Raw genomic sequence first — 15,236 nt, forward strand, 5'->3', positions numbered from 1 at the left:
CGGCGGATTCCCCACAATGCTCGCACATTCCACGGGCATGATGATGCCTGTCCACAGGGCCCCGGATACCCTCCCAGCCGCGACCGACTACGCTTGACGCACTGGTTTCGACCGTGACCCGGCGGTGCTGACAGGAATGAACGGATGACTCCACGCGTACTCGTCGTCGATGACGACACGGCCCTCGCCGAGATGATCGGCATCGTGCTGCGCACCGAGGGCTTCGAGCCCTACTTCTGCGCCGACGGCACGGGCGCGCTCGCCGCGTTCCGCGAATCGAAGCCCGACCTCGTGCTGCTCGATCTCATGCTGCCGGGCATCGACGGCATCGAGGTGTGCGGGCGCATCCGCGCCGAGTCGGGCACGCCCATCATCATGTTGACGGCGAAGACCGACACCGCCGACGTGGTGAAGGGGCTCGAGTCGGGCGCCGACGACTACATGGTCAAGCCCTTCAATCCGAAAGAGCTCGTCGCCCGCATCCGCACGCGCCTGCGCCCGGCACCCGAACCGGTGGCCGCGACGCTCCGCATCGGGGATCTCACGATCGATGCGGCCGGGCATGAGGTACGCCGCGGTGAGACCCGCATCAATCTCACACCGCTGGAGTTCGACCTGCTGCTCACCCTCGCCTCGAAGCCGCAGCAGGTGTTCACCCGCGAGATGCTGCTCGAGCAAGTGTGGGGTTATCACTACAAGGCCGACACGCGCCTCGTGAACGTGCACGTGCAGCGCCTTCGCGCGAAGGTCGAGCACGACCCCGACAACCCGCGCATCGTCATGACCGTGCGCGGCGTCGGCTACCGAGCCGGCCCGACCACCTAGGCGAGCGGATGTCGCAGGCAGAGTCCCCGGCGCTCCTCAGCGCCGGCTCGTGGCGTGACGCGGGGCGTCGCGTCGCAGCTCTGCCCCGCCAGGTGACCGAGCTCTGGCGGCGCTCGCTGCAGTTTCGCACGGTCATCATCACGCTCGCCCTCTCGTCGCTCGCGATCTTCGTGATCGGCATCTACATCTCGTTCAGCATCGCCTCGAACCTCTTCCAGGCGCAGCTCGACGGGGCCCTCAAAGATGCCAACGACGCGACCGTCGCGGCCCAGCAGATCCTCGAAGGGTCGGATGCCACCGATCTGGATCCGGCGTCGTTGCAGGCCGTGATGGGAGACGTCGTACGCACGGTACGGAGCGTGTCGGGCAGCGCGTCGATCGCCTATTTCCGTCATCCAGACGAGGTGCCGAATTCGAGCGCTCCGCCCACCCGAATCGCGCCGAGTCTCGCGGGCGTCATCACACCCGAGTTGCGCGAACGGGTGCAGGGCGATGAAAGCGGTCAGTACTGGCAGTCGGTCGCGCTCGAGGACGACGACGGCGCCGACGATCCCGGCGTCGTCGTCGGCAGCACGATCGTGGTGCCGGCCGCCGGAGCGTACGAGCTCTACATCGGGTACAACTTCGCCGCAGCGCAAAAGACGCTCGCGTTCATGCAGCTCGTCGGCCTCATCGGCGCCGCAGCGCTGCTCCTGCTGCTCAGCGCGATCACCCTGCTCGTCGTGCGCTGGGTGATCGAGCCGATCCGTTCGACGGCGGCGACGAGCCGGCGGCTCGCGGCCGGCGATCTCGGCGTGCGCATGCCCGAGAAGGGCGAAGACGAGTTGGCGACGCTCGCGGCCTCGTTCAACGGCATGGCCGACAGCCTGCAGGCCCGCATTCGCGAGCTCGCGGAACTCTCTGTGATGCAGCAGCGATTCGTCTCGGATGTCTCTCACGAGCTGCGCACGCCGCTCACGACGATCCGGCTCGCGGGCGACGTGCTCTACGGTCAGCGCGACGATTTTCCAGGCCCGACCTCGCGCACCGTCGAGCTGCTGCACACGCAGACCGAACGGTTCGAGACGCTTCTCGCCGACCTGCTCGAGATCAGTCGCTACGACGCGGGTTCGGTCGAACTCGAGACCGAGCCGACGAACCTCGTGCACCTCGCGGGCGACGCGATCGAGTCGATGCACGAACTCGCCCGCAGCCGCGGCAGCGAGCTGCGGCTGGACGCCCCCGGCGGCCATCTCGATGCGCGCGTCGACCCGCGCCGCATCCGCCGTATCGTGCGCAACCTCCTCGGCAACGCCATCGAGCACGGCGAGGGGCGGCCGATCGTCGTCGCCGTCGACAGCAACGAGTCGGCCATCGCCCTCTCGGTGCGCGATTACGGTCACGGCATGACCGCCGATGAAGCCGCGCGGGTGTTCGACCGGTTCTGGCGGGCCGACCCGAGTCGCACTCGCACGATCGGCGGCACCGGTCTCGGACTCGCCATCGCCCTCGAAGACGCCGTCGCCCATGGCGGCTCGCTCGAAGTCTGGTCGAGGCGCGGCTCGGGCACCGTGTTCCGGCTCACGCTGCCTCGCACGGCCGACGCTGATCTCGGGGCCGTCGAGTCCCCGCTGCCGCTCGAACCCGATGACATCGATGCGACGGGGCCGCCGGCAACCGGTGTCGTACGTGCGGTCGCCCCCGATGCCGCGGTCGAGACCGAGACCGCGGTCGAGACGGATGTCGCAGAGCAGGAGGTGCGCGATGCGTAGACGTGTGTTCGCGGTATCCGCGGCCCTCGCCGTGGCGGTGTTGCTCGCCGGGTGCGTCTCGATTCCGAGTTCCGGCGGCGTGAATGCGGGCGATCCGGCACCCGTCGAGGAGCCGCTCGAGCTCGACACGATTGCGGCGCCGCCGGCGAAGGATGCGACGCAGCAGCAGATCCTCGATGGGTTCCTTGCGGCTGCGGCGAGCCCCAACAACAACTACCAGGTGGCGCGCCAGTTCCTCACGACCGCCTTCGCGGACGAATGGCGGGCCGCCGGGGCCACGATCGACGTCCTCGCCGATCGTGAATTCGTGGTCACCGGCGAGACGTCGATGGTCGTCGAAGCCACTCCCGCGGCATCGCTCTCCGAGTCCGGGCAGTACGTCGTGTCGGAGTCGACGTCGCCGATTCCGCTCCCGTACAACTTCGAACAGATCGACGGGCAGTGGCGAATCTCGTCGGCGCCGCAGGGCCTGCTGCTCGACGAGACGACCTTCACCCAGGTCTTCCGCGACTACGCGCTCTATTTCTTCGACCCGCAGTACGACTACCTCGTGCCCGACCTGCGCTGGTTCGCAGGGCGGGACTCGGCACAGACGAGCATCGTGCGTGCGCTGCTCGCTGGGCCGGCCGCATGGCTCGCGCCGGGCGTGGTCTCTTCATTCCCCGAGGGCGTGCGACTCGACCCGGCATCGGTGCCCATCAGCGGTCGTGTGGCGAGCGTCGACCTCGCCGGAGCGACCTTCGACGACCTCGTCACCGTGCAACGCATGCATCTGCAGCTCGAGGAGAGCCTCGACGGTGTGCGGAACGTCGACTCCGTCACCCTCTCGCTGAACGGTGCCGAGCAAGACGTTCCCGAGCTCTCACCGGTTCCGGTCGTGAACCCATCGGTGGATCCTCTGCCGGCGGTCTCCGACGGCACAACCTTCGGCCATCTCGCGACGTCGGGGGAGGGTATCGAACAGATTCCGGGCATCTCGCCGCAGGTCGACCTGCTTCTGCCCACCGGAGTCTCGCTCGGCGTCGGCGGCGAGGCGGCCGCAGTGCGCAACGCCGAGGGCGTCTGGGTCGTGCGCGCAGGCGAGGAGCCTGTGCGCCTCGATCCGCGTGAGGGGCTCGTGGTGCCCTCGATCGACGGCGAAGGCATCGTCTGGTCGGTGCCGACGGAATCCCCCGACCAGCTCATCTGGTACCCAGCAGACGAGCCGAGCGAGGGCGTGCAGATGCCGGTGCCGTGGAGCGGTTCCTCGATCGCCGCGATCGAGGTGTCGCGCGACTCCACCCGACTCATCGCGCTCCTCGGCGACGGGGCGAGTACGCACTTCGTGGCCGTCGCGATCCAGCGCGACGCCTCGGGCACGCCGATCGCGCTCGGCCCGATCCTCGGCCTTGCGGATGCCCAAGGCACCCCCCTCGACGTGGCCTGGCTCGACGACCGCACCGTCGCCTCCCTCACGGAACTGCCGGGCGGCGGCACACAGATGGTGATCCAAGAGCTCGGAGGCTTCGCAGCGATCAGCGAGGGGCCCGAGGGCGGTCGCTCGATCGTCGGCGGCAACAGCGAATCCGAGCTGCGAGTGCTGACCGCCGATGATGTGCTCGTTGCGCGCAGCGGTGTCGGCTGGCAACCACGGGCCAGCGGCATCACTCTCGTCGCAGCGCAGCAGCCCGACTGAGTCGACTCGTCCTCCACAGCGACCGTACGCACGATCGTCGCCCGAACTCTGCGGGCGCGCGCGCACGCCTCTTCCGGACCCGCCAGGGTGTTGCGATGCACCACGAGCTCGCGCCGCGCCAGGCGGAATCACGCTTCGCGGGGCTCGTGGAGACCGCGGTGCGCGACGCACTCGCGATTCTGCTGCCGGTCACGTGCTCGGGCTGCGGCGCGCCCGACCGCAGCGTGTGCGCCGTGTGTGCTCTCGCACTCGTCCCTGCGCCTCGGCGGGTCGAGCGAGACGCGCTGAGGGGGTGGGCGGGCCTCGAGTACGCGGGAGTGGCTGCCGCAGTGATCGGCGCGTTCAAAGACGGTGCGCGAACGGATGCTGCGTGGGCGCTCGCCCCCGCCCTGCGCGGTGCGATCCTCGCCGCCCTCGCCGAAGTTCCCGCCGGCTCGCCGATCGAGGTGTGCACGATTCCGTCGACGCCTGCTGCGCGGCGCGCGCGCGGGTACGTGCCCATCGACGTGCTGCTCGAGCGATGCGGCATCCGCTCGTCGCGCGTGCTGAAGCTTGCTCGGGAACGTGTCGACCAGGCCGGCCTCGACGCCGATTCCCGGCGTCGGAATGCAGCGGGTGGGCTCGCGGTCCGCGGTCGCCGGCCAACGATCCTCGCCGCGGCGACGGAGGCCGGCGGCGCTGGCGCCGACCTCACCGGACGCCGATTCCTCCTCGTCGACGACATCGTCACGACCGGGTCCACCCTCACCGAAGCGGTGCGCGTGCTCACCGCGGCGGGGGGTGAGACTGTCGCGGTCGCGGTGCTCGCCGAGACACCGCGGAGGTTCCCGCGGCGTGCAGGAACCTCACGGGAAACTCGCCGTGACATTGCCGTACAAGGGGGCTACGGTGGCAGGACAGGCGTGGTCGATCCACCCTTCAGAACCGGGTGACACGTCGGTGAACGGAGGTCGTCATGGAACTTAACATCGTCGGACGAAACCTGGGAATCACGGACCGATTCCGCGCCTATGCGGCGGAGAAGGCCGAGAAGGTGACGCATCTGGCCGAGCGCGCGATCTCACTCGACGTGAAGCTCAGCCGTCACAACGAGAAGAACGGCAACCCAGGCCCCGACCGCGTCGAACTCACTCTCGTCGGTAAAGGGCCAGTGGTCCGCGCCGAGGCAGACGGATCCGACAAGTATGCGGCGTTCGACGTCGCGCTCGGGCGGTTGCTCGAGCGCATCCGACGGGCGAAGGACCGCCGCAAAGTACACCGCGGCGGGTCCCGACGGCCGACCTCGCTTCGTGAGGCGACCGATGTCGGATTCTCCGACGTCGGTGTGCAGGCCGCAGCGTCCGAAGTGCTCGAGCAGGTGCGCACGGGCAGCATCCCCGTCGTCGACGAGAACGAGCCGCACGTCGAGGAAGACGAGGTGTATTGCCCCGTCGTGATCCGCCGAAAGGTGTTCGCCTCCACGCCGATGACCGTCGACGACGCGCTGTACTTCATGGAGCTCGTCGGTCACGACTTCTATCTGTTCGTCGATGCGGAGTCGGGGCGTCCCAGCGTCGTCTACCGGCGCAAGGGGTGGGACTACGGACTCATCGGGCTCGACGAACGCGCCGAGGAGCGGGCGCCATCGACCTCTCCGGTCGAGTTGCAGCGCGCCAGCGCGTGACATCCGCTCGCTGAGCGGGTTTGCTCGCTGAGCGGGTTTGCTCACTGAGCCTGTCGAAGCGAGCAGACCGGCGCGGCCGCGATCCCTTCGACACGCTCAGTGAACGCGACGGGCGGCCCGGTGCCGTCGTGTTCACTTCGACGAGCTCGGTGAACGTGACGGGCGGAGCCTCCGGCAGCTCAGTGAGACCCGGCTCGTTCACCGCTAGCATGGCTATGATGGCCGTCTGCGCGGCGGCAACGGGCGTGCCCGGGGCTCAACCCGAGGCCCTGCGCCCAACAACAACAGGAGAACATTCGTGGCTTCGATTCTGGAAAAGGTCCTCCGCGTCGGTGAGGGCCGCACCCTCAAGCGGCTGGAGAACTACGCAGCGGCGATCAACGCCCTCGAAGACGGATTCCAGTCGCTCAGTGACGACGAATTGCGGAACGAGACGGTCGAGCTCCGCGAGCGCTACGCGAACGGCGAATCGCTCGACGACCTGCTGCCCGAGGCGTTCGCAGCGGTGCGCGAAGCGAGTCGGCGCACCCTCGGTCTCCGCCACTTCGATGTGCAGCTCATGGGCGGGGCGGCCCTGCACCTCGGCAACATCGCCGAGATGAAGACCGGTGAGGGCAAGACCCTCGTCGCGACCACCGCCGCGTACCTCAACGCGCTCACCAGCCGTGGCGTGCACATCGTCACGGTCAACGACTTCCTCGCGAGCTATCAGTCCGAACTCATGGGCCGTGTGTTCCGCGCCCTCGGCATGACCACCGGGTGCATCGTGGCCGGCCAGAACCCGCAAGTGCGACGCGAGCAGTACACGGCCGACATCACCTACGGCACGAACAACGAGTTCGGCTTCGACTACCTGCGCGACAACATGGCCTGGCAGTCGAGCGACATGGTGCAGCGCGGCCACCACTTCGCGATCGTCGACGAGGTCGACTCGATCCTCATCGACGAGGCTCGCACGCCGCTCATCATCTCGGGCCCCGCTTCGGGCGAGGCGAACCGGTGGTTCACCGAGTTCGCGAATCTCGCGAAGCGACTCGTGGCGGGCGAAGACTACGAGGTCGACGAGAAGAAGCGCACCGTCGGCGTGCTCGAGCCCGGCATCGAGAAGGTCGAAGACTACCTCGGCATCGACAACCTCTACGAGTCGGCGAACACGCCGCTGATCTCGTTCCTGAACAACTCCATCAAGGCCAACGCCCTGTTCAAGCGCGACAAGGACTACGTCGTGATGAACGGCGAGGTGCTGATCGTCGACGAGCACACCGGCCGAATCCTCGTCGGGCGTCGCTACAACGAGGGCATCCACCAGGCGATCGAGGCGAAAGAGGGAGTGCAGGTCAAGGCCGAGAACCAGACCCTCGCCACCGTCACGCTGCAGAACTACTTCCGCCTCTACGGCAAGCTCTCGGGTATGACCGGTACCGCCGAGACCGAGGCATCCGAGTTCATGGCGACCTACAAGCTGGGCGTCGTGGCGATCCCCACCAACAAGCCGATGGTGCGCCTCGACCAGCCCGACCTCGTCTACAAGAACGAGGAGGCGAAGTTCGCGCAGGTCGTCGAAGACATCGTGGAACGCCACAAGCAGGGCCAGCCCGTGCTCGTCGGCACGACGAGCGTGGAGAAGAGCGAATACCTCTCCCGACTGCTCGCCAAGAAGGGCGTGCGGCACGAGGTGCTGAACGCGAAGAACCACGCGCGTGAGGCCGCGATCGTCGCGCAGGCGGGCCGGCACGGTGCCGTCACGGTCGCGACGAACATGGCCGGTCGCGGCACCGACGTCATGTTGGGCGGCAATGCCGAGTTCATCGCCGTGCAGCTCATGCACGAGCGCGGCCTCAGCCCGGTCGACACCCCCGACGAGTACGAAGCCGAGTGGGACACGGTGTTCGAGAAGGTCAAGGGCGAGGTCGGGGTCGAAGCCGCGAAGGTGCTCAGCGCCGGCGGGCTCTACGTTCTCGGTACCGAGCGTCACGAATCGCGCCGCATCGACAACCAGCTGCGTGGTCGCTCGGGCCGTCAGGGTGACCCCGGCGAAAGCCGTTTCTACCTCTCGCTCACCGACGACCTCATGCGACTCTTCAACGCCGGTGCCGCCGAGAGCCTCATGTCGCGCGGAGTGCCCGACGATGTCGCCATCGAGTCGAAGGTCGTCTCGCGCGCCATTCGATCTGCGCAATCTCAAGTCGAAGCCCGGAACGCCGAGATCCGCAAGAATGTGCTGAAGTACGACGATGTGCTGAACCGCCAGCGCGAGGCCATCTACAGCGACCGCCGTCACATCCTCGAGGGCGACGACCTGCACGAGCGCACGCAGCGGTTCCTCGAAGACGTCATCGACGAGGTGCTCGACACCCACACTGCCGAAGGCAACCCCGACGAGTGGGACTTCGACGCGCTCTGGACTGAACTCAAGACGCTCTATCCGATCGGCATCACGATCGACGAGGTCGTCGCCGAGGCAGGCGAGAAGGGTCGCGTGAACCGCGACTTCATCCGCCGAGAGATTCTCTCCGACGCGAAGATGGCCTACTCCCGGCGCGAGCAGCAACTCGGCTCGCCCGCGATGCGCGAACTCGAACGTCGTGTCGTGCTCTCGGTCATCGACCGTCGCTGGCGCGACCACCTCTACGAGATGGACTACCTGAAAGACGGCATCGGCCTGCGCGCCATGGCGCAGCGCGACCCTCTCGTGGAGTATCAGCGCGAGGGCTATGCCATGTTCCAGCAGATGATGGGCTCGATCCGCGAAGAGACGGTCGGCTTCCTCTTCAACCTCGAGGTCGAGGTCGCGCCGCAGGCAGGCGCTGGAGCCAAGATCGAAGCGAAGGGCCTCGGCCGCCAGGGCGCGACCGACGACAAGCTCAGCTATTCGGCACCGAGCGATGCCGGCGGCGTCGAGGTGCGTAATGAGCGCGGACAGGTGCAGCAGGCGGCGACGCAACGCGCACGTCGGGCCGTCGCGGAGAGTCAGGCGCCCGCTGCCGAAGAGTCGCGCGGCGCATTCGGCCAGCGCACGGGCGGCGAAGTGGCACCGCAGAATCGCGCGGAGCGCCGGGCTCAAGACCGCAAGGGTCGCTGAACCCACCGCTGAAACCCCGGTCAGGTGCGTTGCACCCGACCGGGGTCTCGCGTGAGCGGGGGCCGGCGCGTCAGCGTGATCCGCTGCAGGTGCGCGCAGGCGTGCGCGTGCTCAGGGCGTGCGCGTGCTCAGGTGTCTCGGGTCAGAGCACGCTGATGGCGCTCGCGCGCCAACGCTGGTCGAAGCCCTCGATGCGGATGGCGACCGCCCGGGACCTCGCCTTCTGATGCACCATGATGACCGCCTCGACCACGCCGTCGGCGGGCTCGCACATGAGTACGCGTCCGACGGAGAACGCGGGCCGTTGCGGCGATTGTCCCTTGACCCTGCGTGCGCGGGCGGCGAGCACCACCCGCTTGGAGAGGTTGCGGTAGACGTCGTCGTTGACCCACCTCGCGAGCTGTTCGAGGTCGCGAGCGCCGCCGAGCGCCTCGATCACGCAGTGGGTCAGGTTGCGCAGCAACGGCTCGGGATCGGGCAGCTCGGTGCGGCGGGCGGGCTGGCGGGCGAAGTACTCGTCGTCATCGTCGAGGAACTGCGCGGCGGATCCTCGGATCACGGCGGTTCGGGTGGCGATCGCGTCGCGTGCGGTCATCTGTGCTCCAGGGGGGAGGAGGGCTCGCCTGACGTGCGATCGGGCGACGGGTACACCCCCGTGTGGGGGACATCGGGTGTTCCCTGAGTGAACCGTAATCAGGCGGCGAAACCGTGTCAAGAGTTTTCCTCGCCTGTGGAAAACGTTCCCGTCATGGCGCGACGCACGATAGCGTCTCTGCATGCGTTGGGACCTGTTGTTCGATGATCTCGAGTCGCAGATCGACCACGACCAGCGTGACGAGGAACGCGCGCTCGCGATCGAAGAGGAACGGCTGCGACTCGGACGGCTGACGCTTCGCGATCGGCTCGCTGCGATCGCCCGATCGGAGTCCGACGATCCCGCTGCGTTCGTCAGGATCGAGCTCCATGGTGGTCGAACGATCGCATTGCGGCCCCAGGTGTTCGGTCGCGATTGGGTGAGCGGGCGATCGATCGAGTCCGGGCAGTCGGGTGCCCAATGCGTTGTGCCGATAGCCGCGATCGCCGCGGTGCTGCCCACCCGCGAGCAACTGGAGCCGAGCCTCGAGTCGGTGCCCGAGGCATCCGCTCGCCTCGCAGAACGCATCGGAATGCCCTTCGTGCTGCGCGACCTGTGCCGCCGCCGCACGGCGGTGCGAGTGAGCACGCTCGATGGCCAGACGCATGGCACGATCGACCGGGTCGCGCGCGACCACATCGACCTCGCATTGCACGAACCCGGCGCACCGCGACGCGAGCACGCGGTGCACGGCTATCGCATAGTGCCGCTCGCGCGCGTGCTGCTCATCGACTTCTGCTGACGCGGCCGCCCGTTCAGTCGACGGGCCGAAGGCGCCCGCTGCGTGCCCCGGAGAGCTCGGCGATGTTCGCGAACTCGCCCTGATTCCACGCCGAGTGCCGACGCGTCTCTTCGTATTGGAGCTCGATCCAGACCTCGAGTTGTACGCGCTCGATGCGCCATGGACCGGCCGTGCCGATACGAATCGCGGGCAGCTCGCCGGAGCGGACCAGGTCGTCAACGGCCGTCACATCGACGGCGAGGATCTCGGCGGCGTCTGCGAGCGTGAGGAAGCGGCCGATCTCGTCGCCCGAACCTGGAGAGGTCATGTCTTCGATTATCGACCGGAAGCGGGCTGGTCGGGGCGGCTGTGGATAACTTCCAGCCAATCTCGCGGGTTCGGGCGACGATAGACCCCGGCGCGATACGCAGAGCGGAAGGAACCAACACGATGGCACGTCGTCAGGAACGCGGGGAGCGGGGAGCGCTGCGTCTCGACCCGCGCCTCATCATCGGGATCGTGCTCATCGCGGGTTCCACCCTCGGTGTCTCCGCCCTCGTGACCGGCCTCGACGACGGCGTCGATGTCTATGTCGCCCGCGACACGATGACTCCGGGCACGCGCATCCACGCTGATGACCTCACCACCGAGTCCGTGCGGCTCGGCACGACCGCCGGCCAATACCTCGAAGTCGGCGAAATCCCCGCCGTCGGGCTCGTCGTGGCGCGCACCGTGACCGCCGGCGAGCTCGTGCCCGAATCGGCGGTCGACGATGCCGACCGCACGGGGTTGGCCACCGTCGTGGTGCCGAGCCGTGGGGCCCTTCCCGCCGGAATCGCCGCCGGTGCACGAGTCGACGTCTGGACCGCGAAGCAGGTCGAGGGCGGCGGATTCGAGCCGCCCGCGGTGCTCGTTTCAGACGCCGAGATCGCCGGCATCATCGAGAGCGAGGGCATGGTCTCGTCCGGCGGCGTCTCGGTCGAGCTCCTGATTCCCCGAGAGAAGGTGGCGGCGCTTCTCGAGGCGCTCACCGCAAGCGACGCGATCGATCTCGTGCCCGCCCGCTCGGCAGGCGAGTGAGATGGCGCGCCTCGCCCTCGCCCTCGACAGCACGACGGAAGACCGTATCCTCGCCGACGTCGTCGAGCACGGCCACACGATCGTCGCCCGGCTCGTCGGATGGCGCGACCTCGTCGACAGCCTCGACCTGTTGGCTCCTGAAGTCGTGCTCGTCGGCGCAGGCCGCGGCACGCTGAGCGAGCAGCTGCTGACCGCGTGCGACGAGCGGGGCATTCGTCTGGTTGCACTGGCCGGTAGCGACGCCGAGCGCGCTGAGGCCGCACAACTGGGGTTGCACGAGGTGATCGACAGCGCTGCACCCTGGCCGGAGATCGAAATGATCGTGAGCGGGGGAGTGCCGGTGCCGTCGCGCGTCGGCGATCCTCGGTCGAGGAACGACCGCACAGCTTCGGTCATCGCCGTCTGGGGCCCCGGTGGCGCGCCCGGACGCAGCACACTCGCCGTGAATCTCGCAGCCGAGATCGCCGCTGCAGGGCACACCGTCGCACTCGTCGACGCCGACCCCTATGGTGGTGCGATCGCGCCGACGCTCGGGTTGCTCGACGAGGCCCCCGGGTTCGCCTCGGCGTGCCGGCTCGCCGGCGGCGATGCGCTCGACCGCGCCGAGCTCGAACGCATCGCCCAGCGCTACTCGGTGCCACGCGCGGCGTTCAACGTCTTCACCGGCCTCGTCGGTCCGAGCCGTTGGCCCGAACTCTCGCGCGAGCGGGTGACCGCGGCGATCGGCGCGATGCGCGCGTGGGTCGAGTACGTCATCGTCGACACCGGGTTCAGCCTCGAGCACGACGAAGAACTCACGAGCGACCAGTTCGCTCCGCGACGCAACGCCGCGACGTTCGCAGCTCTCGCCGCCGCCGACCGAGTGGTCGCCGTCGGCTTGGCCGACCCGGTCGGGCTCTCCCGCTTGCTTCGCGGGCACGGCGAACTCATCGACCACGTCGATCCGGAGCGCATCGACGTCGTCGTGAATCGGGTGCGCACCAGTGCGCTCGGCATCGACGCGCACGCGCAGGTGCGCCAGACGCTGCGCCGCTTCGGTGGGCTCTCCGACGCGACACTGCTGCCGCACGATGCCAAGGCGACGGATGCCGCGATCCTCACCGCACGCACACTGCGTGACGCGGCACCGCGCTCGCCGCTGCGCGCCTCCATTCGCGAGTATGCGCTCGAGAGCCTCTTGCCGGTACCGCAGGCGCGCCGCAGGAGTTTCGCATTTCCGGCGTTGCGGCGGGCTGCAACAAGCTGACCGGAGTCCGGGCATTACGCTGGTGCTGTGTCGACCCTCAGTGATCTCGTCCTCGCCCAGGGCCGCAGCAGTCAGCCCGACGTCGATTGGCTGCACATGCTCGTCGGTGACCTGCAGTTGCTCGCCGACCTCGCCTTCGCCGACATCGTGCTCTGGGTGCCATCCAGCGACGATGGCTTCGTCGCAGTGGCGCACGCTCGACCGTCGAGTGCGGCGACCCTGTTCTACCGCGACTTCGTCGGCCAGCAGATCAAGCCGCAGTGGCGTGAACTCGTCGGCCAGGCGTATTCGAGCGCACGCATCGTCGACTCGTCCGCCCCCGACTGGTACGAAGAGATGCCGACTCGCGTGCGCGCCGTGCCGGTGATGCGGCGCCTCACGACCGCCGGTACTGCTGTCGCACCCAACCCCGTGGCCGTGATCACGCGGCACACGAACCTCGGCGCCACGCGAACGCCGAGCCGGCAGGAGGTCACGTTCAACGAGTGCGCTGAAGAGCTCTTCCAGATGATCGCGTCGGGCGACTTCCCCGACCTGGGCGCGCCGACAGGGCCGCGCAGAGGTGCGCCGCGCGCCTCAGACGGCCTCATCCGGCTCGATGTCGATGGCATCACGACGTTCGCGAGCCCGAACGCGCTCTCCGCTTTCAACCGCATGGGCTTCGATGACGAGCTCGAGGGCGAGTCTCTCGCCGAAGTGACCACGCGGCTCCTCGCCGGCAAGCTCGTCGTCGATGAGTCGTTGCCGCTCGTCGTCACCGGCCGGGCACCGTGGCGCACCGACGTCGAATCGCGCGGAGTCACCGTGTCGGTGCGCGCCATCCCGATCCGCCACCACGGTGAGCGCATCGGCGCCATCGTGCTGAGCCGGGACGTCACCGAGCTCCGCCACCAGGAGCAGGAGCTCATCACCAAAGACGCGACGATCCGCGAGATCCATCATCGGGTGAAGAACAACCTCCAGACGGTCGCGTCGCTGCTGCGCATCCAAGCCCGTCGCACGCACTCCGACGAGGCGCGCGAGGCGCTCACGCAGGCCATGCGCCGTGTCGGCGCGATCGCTGTGGTGCACGACACCCTCTCAGAAGGACTCACGCAGAACGTCGACTTCGATGCCGTCTTCGACCGTGCCCTGCTACTCGTCGCCGAGGTCGCTTCGGCGCACAACACGACGGCGCATCCGAAGCGCTCAGGGTCGTTCGGCGTACTGCCGAGCGAGTACGCCACGCCGCTCGCGCTCGCGCTCACGGAGCTCGTCACCAACGCGGTCGAGCATGGTCTCGCCGGCCAGGAGGGTGACGTCGAGATCACCGCCGATCGGTCGCCGACGACGCTCACCGTGCAGGTGCGCGATACCGGGTCGGGCCTGCCCGAAGGCAAGGTCGGCGAAGGACTCGGCACGCAGATCGTGCGCACCCTGATTCAGGGCGAGCTCGGAGGCACGATCGACTGGCATACGGTCGTCGGTCGCGGCACCGAAGTGACGATCGACGTGCCGTTGCGCTGGATCGCGGCGGTGTAGGGGAGGGTTCGGCGTCTGCCGCGTACGCTTCGCGGTGCTCACGCGCCGCGAGAGCTACGGCTGTCGCCTTTCTCGGCCAGGCGTGTCGCTGCGCGCCACGCGTGGCCGAGAGCGCCTCACGATGCGCGACGTGCGCGCGCAGCGCGGCGCTTCAGGGCGCGGCGCTCGTCTTCGCTGAGGCCTCCCCAGACGCCCGAGTCCTGACCCGTCTCGAGTGCGTACTGCAGGCAGATCTCCGTGACCGTGCAGCGGCCGCAGACGGCCTTCGCCTTCTCGATCTGGTCGACGGCGGGACCCGTGTTGCCGACCGGGAAGAAGAGTTCCGGGTCTGCTGTGAGGCAGGCAGCCTTGTCGCGCCAATCCATGGAGATGCTCCTTGCGGGTGTACTTCGATTGCAGACGCGCACGATTGCGCTTGCCGAATCCGGCTGCTGCTTGGGGGAAAGCCGAATCTCGGGAAGTAGGATCAGTGACTGATCGGCTCACGTCCCTGTGAGCATCAATTCGGCCTCATAAAGGGTCGCATAGCGGAGAGATCGAATCAATAGCTGTGTATGGGATAACCCTGTGAATCGGCGCGACGACGGCGGGCAGAACGTGCTACACGACGGTGCGGCATCCGCTGCTCGACCTCGAGGCGGAGTGCGAGGCGCACTTGCAGTGGTGAGCATCATGCTGTTCCTCGAGGCGTTCGCGATGACCGCACTCGTGATCTGGCTCATCATCGACCTGCTCTCGTTGCAGCCGTCGTCGTACGCGACGGCGATTGCGTTGCTCGTGCTCGTCGCGATCGGCGCGATCTGGGTGGTGGCCGTCGCCTTCGCCTCACTCCGGCGGGCGCCGTGGTCGCGCGCAGCAGCGATCGTCTGGCAGATTCTGCAGATGTCGGTCGCGGTCGGCGCGTTCCAGGGCCTCTTCGCTCGACCGGATGTCGGTTGGGCGCTGCTGGTGCCTGCGATCACGGTGATCGGCCTGCTGTTGTGGGCGCCCGTGCGTCTCGCCTATTCGCGCCCCGAGGAGCGTTCGGAGGCCTGACCA

At 68.1% G+C, this 15,236-nt stretch carries 14 protein-coding genes; 11 read left to right on the plus strand and 3 right to left on the minus strand.

What is annotated here, in order from left to right:
• Nucleotides 1–144: 144 nt before the first annotated feature.
• The 6 genes from mtrA to secA all read left to right on the plus strand — a co-directional run bounded on the left by mtrA (nt 145) and on the right by secA (nt 8,996).
• Nucleotides 145–825 (plus strand): MtrAB system response regulator MtrA, encoded by a 681-nt coding sequence (mtrA, locus tag AC1C2T_RS10265; RefSeq protein WP_495362450.1) that lies wholly within the window; start codon nt 145–147, stop codon nt 823–825.
• 8 nt (nt 826–833) lie between these two features.
• A complete protein-coding gene (mtrB, locus tag AC1C2T_RS10270) occupies nt 834–2,576 on the plus strand; it encodes an MtrAB system histidine kinase MtrB (RefSeq protein ID WP_495385203.1) in 1,743 nt (580 codons plus the stop codon).
• Nucleotides 2,569–4,251 (plus strand): LpqB family beta-propeller domain-containing protein, encoded by a 1,683-nt coding sequence (locus tag AC1C2T_RS10275; RefSeq protein ID WP_495385204.1) that lies wholly within the window; start codon nt 2,569–2,571, stop codon nt 4,249–4,251. The genes mtrB and AC1C2T_RS10275 overlap by 8 nt, the downstream gene beginning before the upstream one ends.
• A gap of 95 nt (nt 4,252–4,346) precedes the next feature.
• The gene (locus AC1C2T_RS10280) at nt 4,347–5,183 is read left to right on the plus strand and encodes a ComF family protein (protein ID WP_495385205.1); all 837 of its coding nucleotides are present in this window, start codon (nt 4,347–4,349) and stop codon (nt 5,181–5,183) included.
• Nucleotides 5,184–5,206: 23 nt separating this feature from the next.
• A complete protein-coding gene (gene hpf / locus AC1C2T_RS10285) occupies nt 5,207–5,914 on the plus strand; it encodes a ribosome hibernation-promoting factor, HPF/YfiA family (RefSeq protein WP_495362454.1) in 708 nt (235 codons plus the stop codon).
• 298 nt (nt 5,915–6,212) lie between these two features.
• Nucleotides 6,213–8,996, plus strand: coding sequence for a preprotein translocase subunit SecA (gene secA, locus AC1C2T_RS10290; protein ID WP_495385206.1), 2,784 nt, complete (start codon nt 6,213–6,215; stop codon nt 8,994–8,996).
• Nucleotides 8,997–9,138: 142 nt separating this feature from the next.
• Here secA and AC1C2T_RS10295 read toward each other — a convergent pair whose 3' ends face one another.
• Nucleotides 9,139–9,591, minus strand: a complete 453-nt coding sequence (locus AC1C2T_RS10295; RefSeq protein WP_495362456.1) for an Rv3235 family protein — start codon at nt 9,589–9,591, stop codon at nt 9,139–9,141.
• Nucleotides 9,592–9,772: 181 nt separating this feature from the next.
• Here AC1C2T_RS10295 and AC1C2T_RS10300 point away from each other — a divergent pair, with 181 nt between their 5' ends.
• The gene (locus tag AC1C2T_RS10300; RefSeq protein ID WP_495362457.1) at nt 9,773–10,372 is read left to right on the plus strand and encodes a hypothetical protein; all 600 of its coding nucleotides are present in this window, start codon (nt 9,773–9,775) and stop codon (nt 10,370–10,372) included.
• Between the two features lie 13 nt (nt 10,373–10,385).
• Here the strand turns inward: AC1C2T_RS10300 and AC1C2T_RS10305 are convergent, their stop codons facing one another.
• Nucleotides 10,386–10,679, minus strand: coding sequence for a helix-turn-helix domain-containing protein (locus tag AC1C2T_RS10305; protein WP_495385207.1), 294 nt, complete (start codon nt 10,677–10,679; stop codon nt 10,386–10,388).
• 122 nt (nt 10,680–10,801) lie between these two features.
• On the opposite strand from AC1C2T_RS10305, the gene AC1C2T_RS10310 reads away from it, so the two are divergent.
• Genes AC1C2T_RS10310 through AC1C2T_RS10320 form a run of 3 tightly spaced genes read left to right on the plus strand, consistent with a single transcriptional unit; the run spans nt 10,802 to nt 14,198 of the window.
• Nucleotides 10,802–11,431, plus strand: a complete 630-nt coding sequence (locus tag AC1C2T_RS10310; protein WP_495385208.1) for an SAF domain-containing protein — start codon at nt 10,802–10,804, stop codon at nt 11,429–11,431.
• Between the two features lies 1 nt (nt 11,432).
• Nucleotides 11,433–12,677, plus strand: a complete 1,245-nt coding sequence (locus AC1C2T_RS10315; protein WP_495362460.1) for a CpaE/TadZ family protein — start codon at nt 11,433–11,435, stop codon at nt 12,675–12,677.
• Between the two features lie 27 nt (nt 12,678–12,704).
• Nucleotides 12,705–14,198: a sensor histidine kinase gene (locus AC1C2T_RS10320; protein WP_495362461.1), complete on the plus strand. Its 1,494-nt coding sequence runs from the start codon at nt 12,705–12,707 to the stop codon at nt 14,196–14,198.
• A gap of 116 nt (nt 14,199–14,314) precedes the next feature.
• On the opposite strand, the gene AC1C2T_RS10325 is transcribed toward AC1C2T_RS10320, so the two are convergent.
• The gene (locus AC1C2T_RS10325; RefSeq protein ID WP_022881603.1) at nt 14,315–14,563 is read right to left on the minus strand and encodes a WhiB family transcriptional regulator; all 249 of its coding nucleotides are present in this window, start codon (nt 14,561–14,563) and stop codon (nt 14,315–14,317) included.
• A gap of 202 nt (nt 14,564–14,765) precedes the next feature.
• Between AC1C2T_RS10325 and AC1C2T_RS10330 the strand changes: the two genes are divergently transcribed.
• Nucleotides 14,766–15,233, plus strand: coding sequence for a hypothetical protein (locus AC1C2T_RS10330; protein WP_495362462.1), 468 nt, complete (start codon nt 14,766–14,768; stop codon nt 15,231–15,233).
• Nucleotides 15,234–15,236: the final 3 nt, after the last annotated feature.

The sequence above is a fragment of the Agromyces sp. Y558 genome, from assembly GCF_059445415.1.

Excerpts from the sequence above, each read along its gene's own strand:
- AC1C2T_RS10310 (WP_495385208.1), top strand. The coding sequence starts at position 10,802 with ATGGCACGTCGTCAGGAACGCGGGGAGCGGGGAGCGCTGCGTCTCGAC.
- mtrA (WP_495362450.1), top strand. The coding sequence starts at position 145 with ATGACTCCACGCGTACTCGTCGTCGATGACGACACGGCCCTCGCCGAG.
- AC1C2T_RS10280 (WP_495385205.1), top strand. The coding sequence starts at position 4,347 with ATGCACCACGAGCTCGCGCCGCGCCAGGCGGAATCACGCTTCGCGGGG.
- mtrB (WP_495385203.1), top strand. The coding sequence starts at position 834 with ATGTCGCAGGCAGAGTCCCCGGCGCTCCTCAGCGCCGGCTCGTGGCGT.
- AC1C2T_RS10275 (WP_495385204.1), top strand. The coding sequence starts at position 2,569 with ATGCGTAGACGTGTGTTCGCGGTATCCGCGGCCCTCGCCGTGGCGGTG.
- AC1C2T_RS10325 (WP_022881603.1), bottom strand. The coding sequence starts at position 14,563 with ATGGATTGGCGCGACAAGGCTGCCTGCCTCACAGCAGACCCGGAACTC.
- hpf (WP_495362454.1), top strand. The coding sequence starts at position 5,207 with ATGGAACTTAACATCGTCGGACGAAACCTGGGAATCACGGACCGATTC.
- AC1C2T_RS10305 (WP_495385207.1), bottom strand. The coding sequence starts at position 10,679 with ATGACCTCTCCAGGTTCGGGCGACGAGATCGGCCGCTTCCTCACGCTC.
- AC1C2T_RS10300 (WP_495362457.1), top strand. The coding sequence starts at position 9,773 with ATGCGTTGGGACCTGTTGTTCGATGATCTCGAGTCGCAGATCGACCAC.
- AC1C2T_RS10315 (WP_495362460.1), top strand. The coding sequence starts at position 11,433 with ATGGCGCGCCTCGCCCTCGCCCTCGACAGCACGACGGAAGACCGTATC.
- AC1C2T_RS10295 (WP_495362456.1), bottom strand. The coding sequence starts at position 9,591 with ATGACCGCACGCGACGCGATCGCCACCCGAACCGCCGTGATCCGAGGA.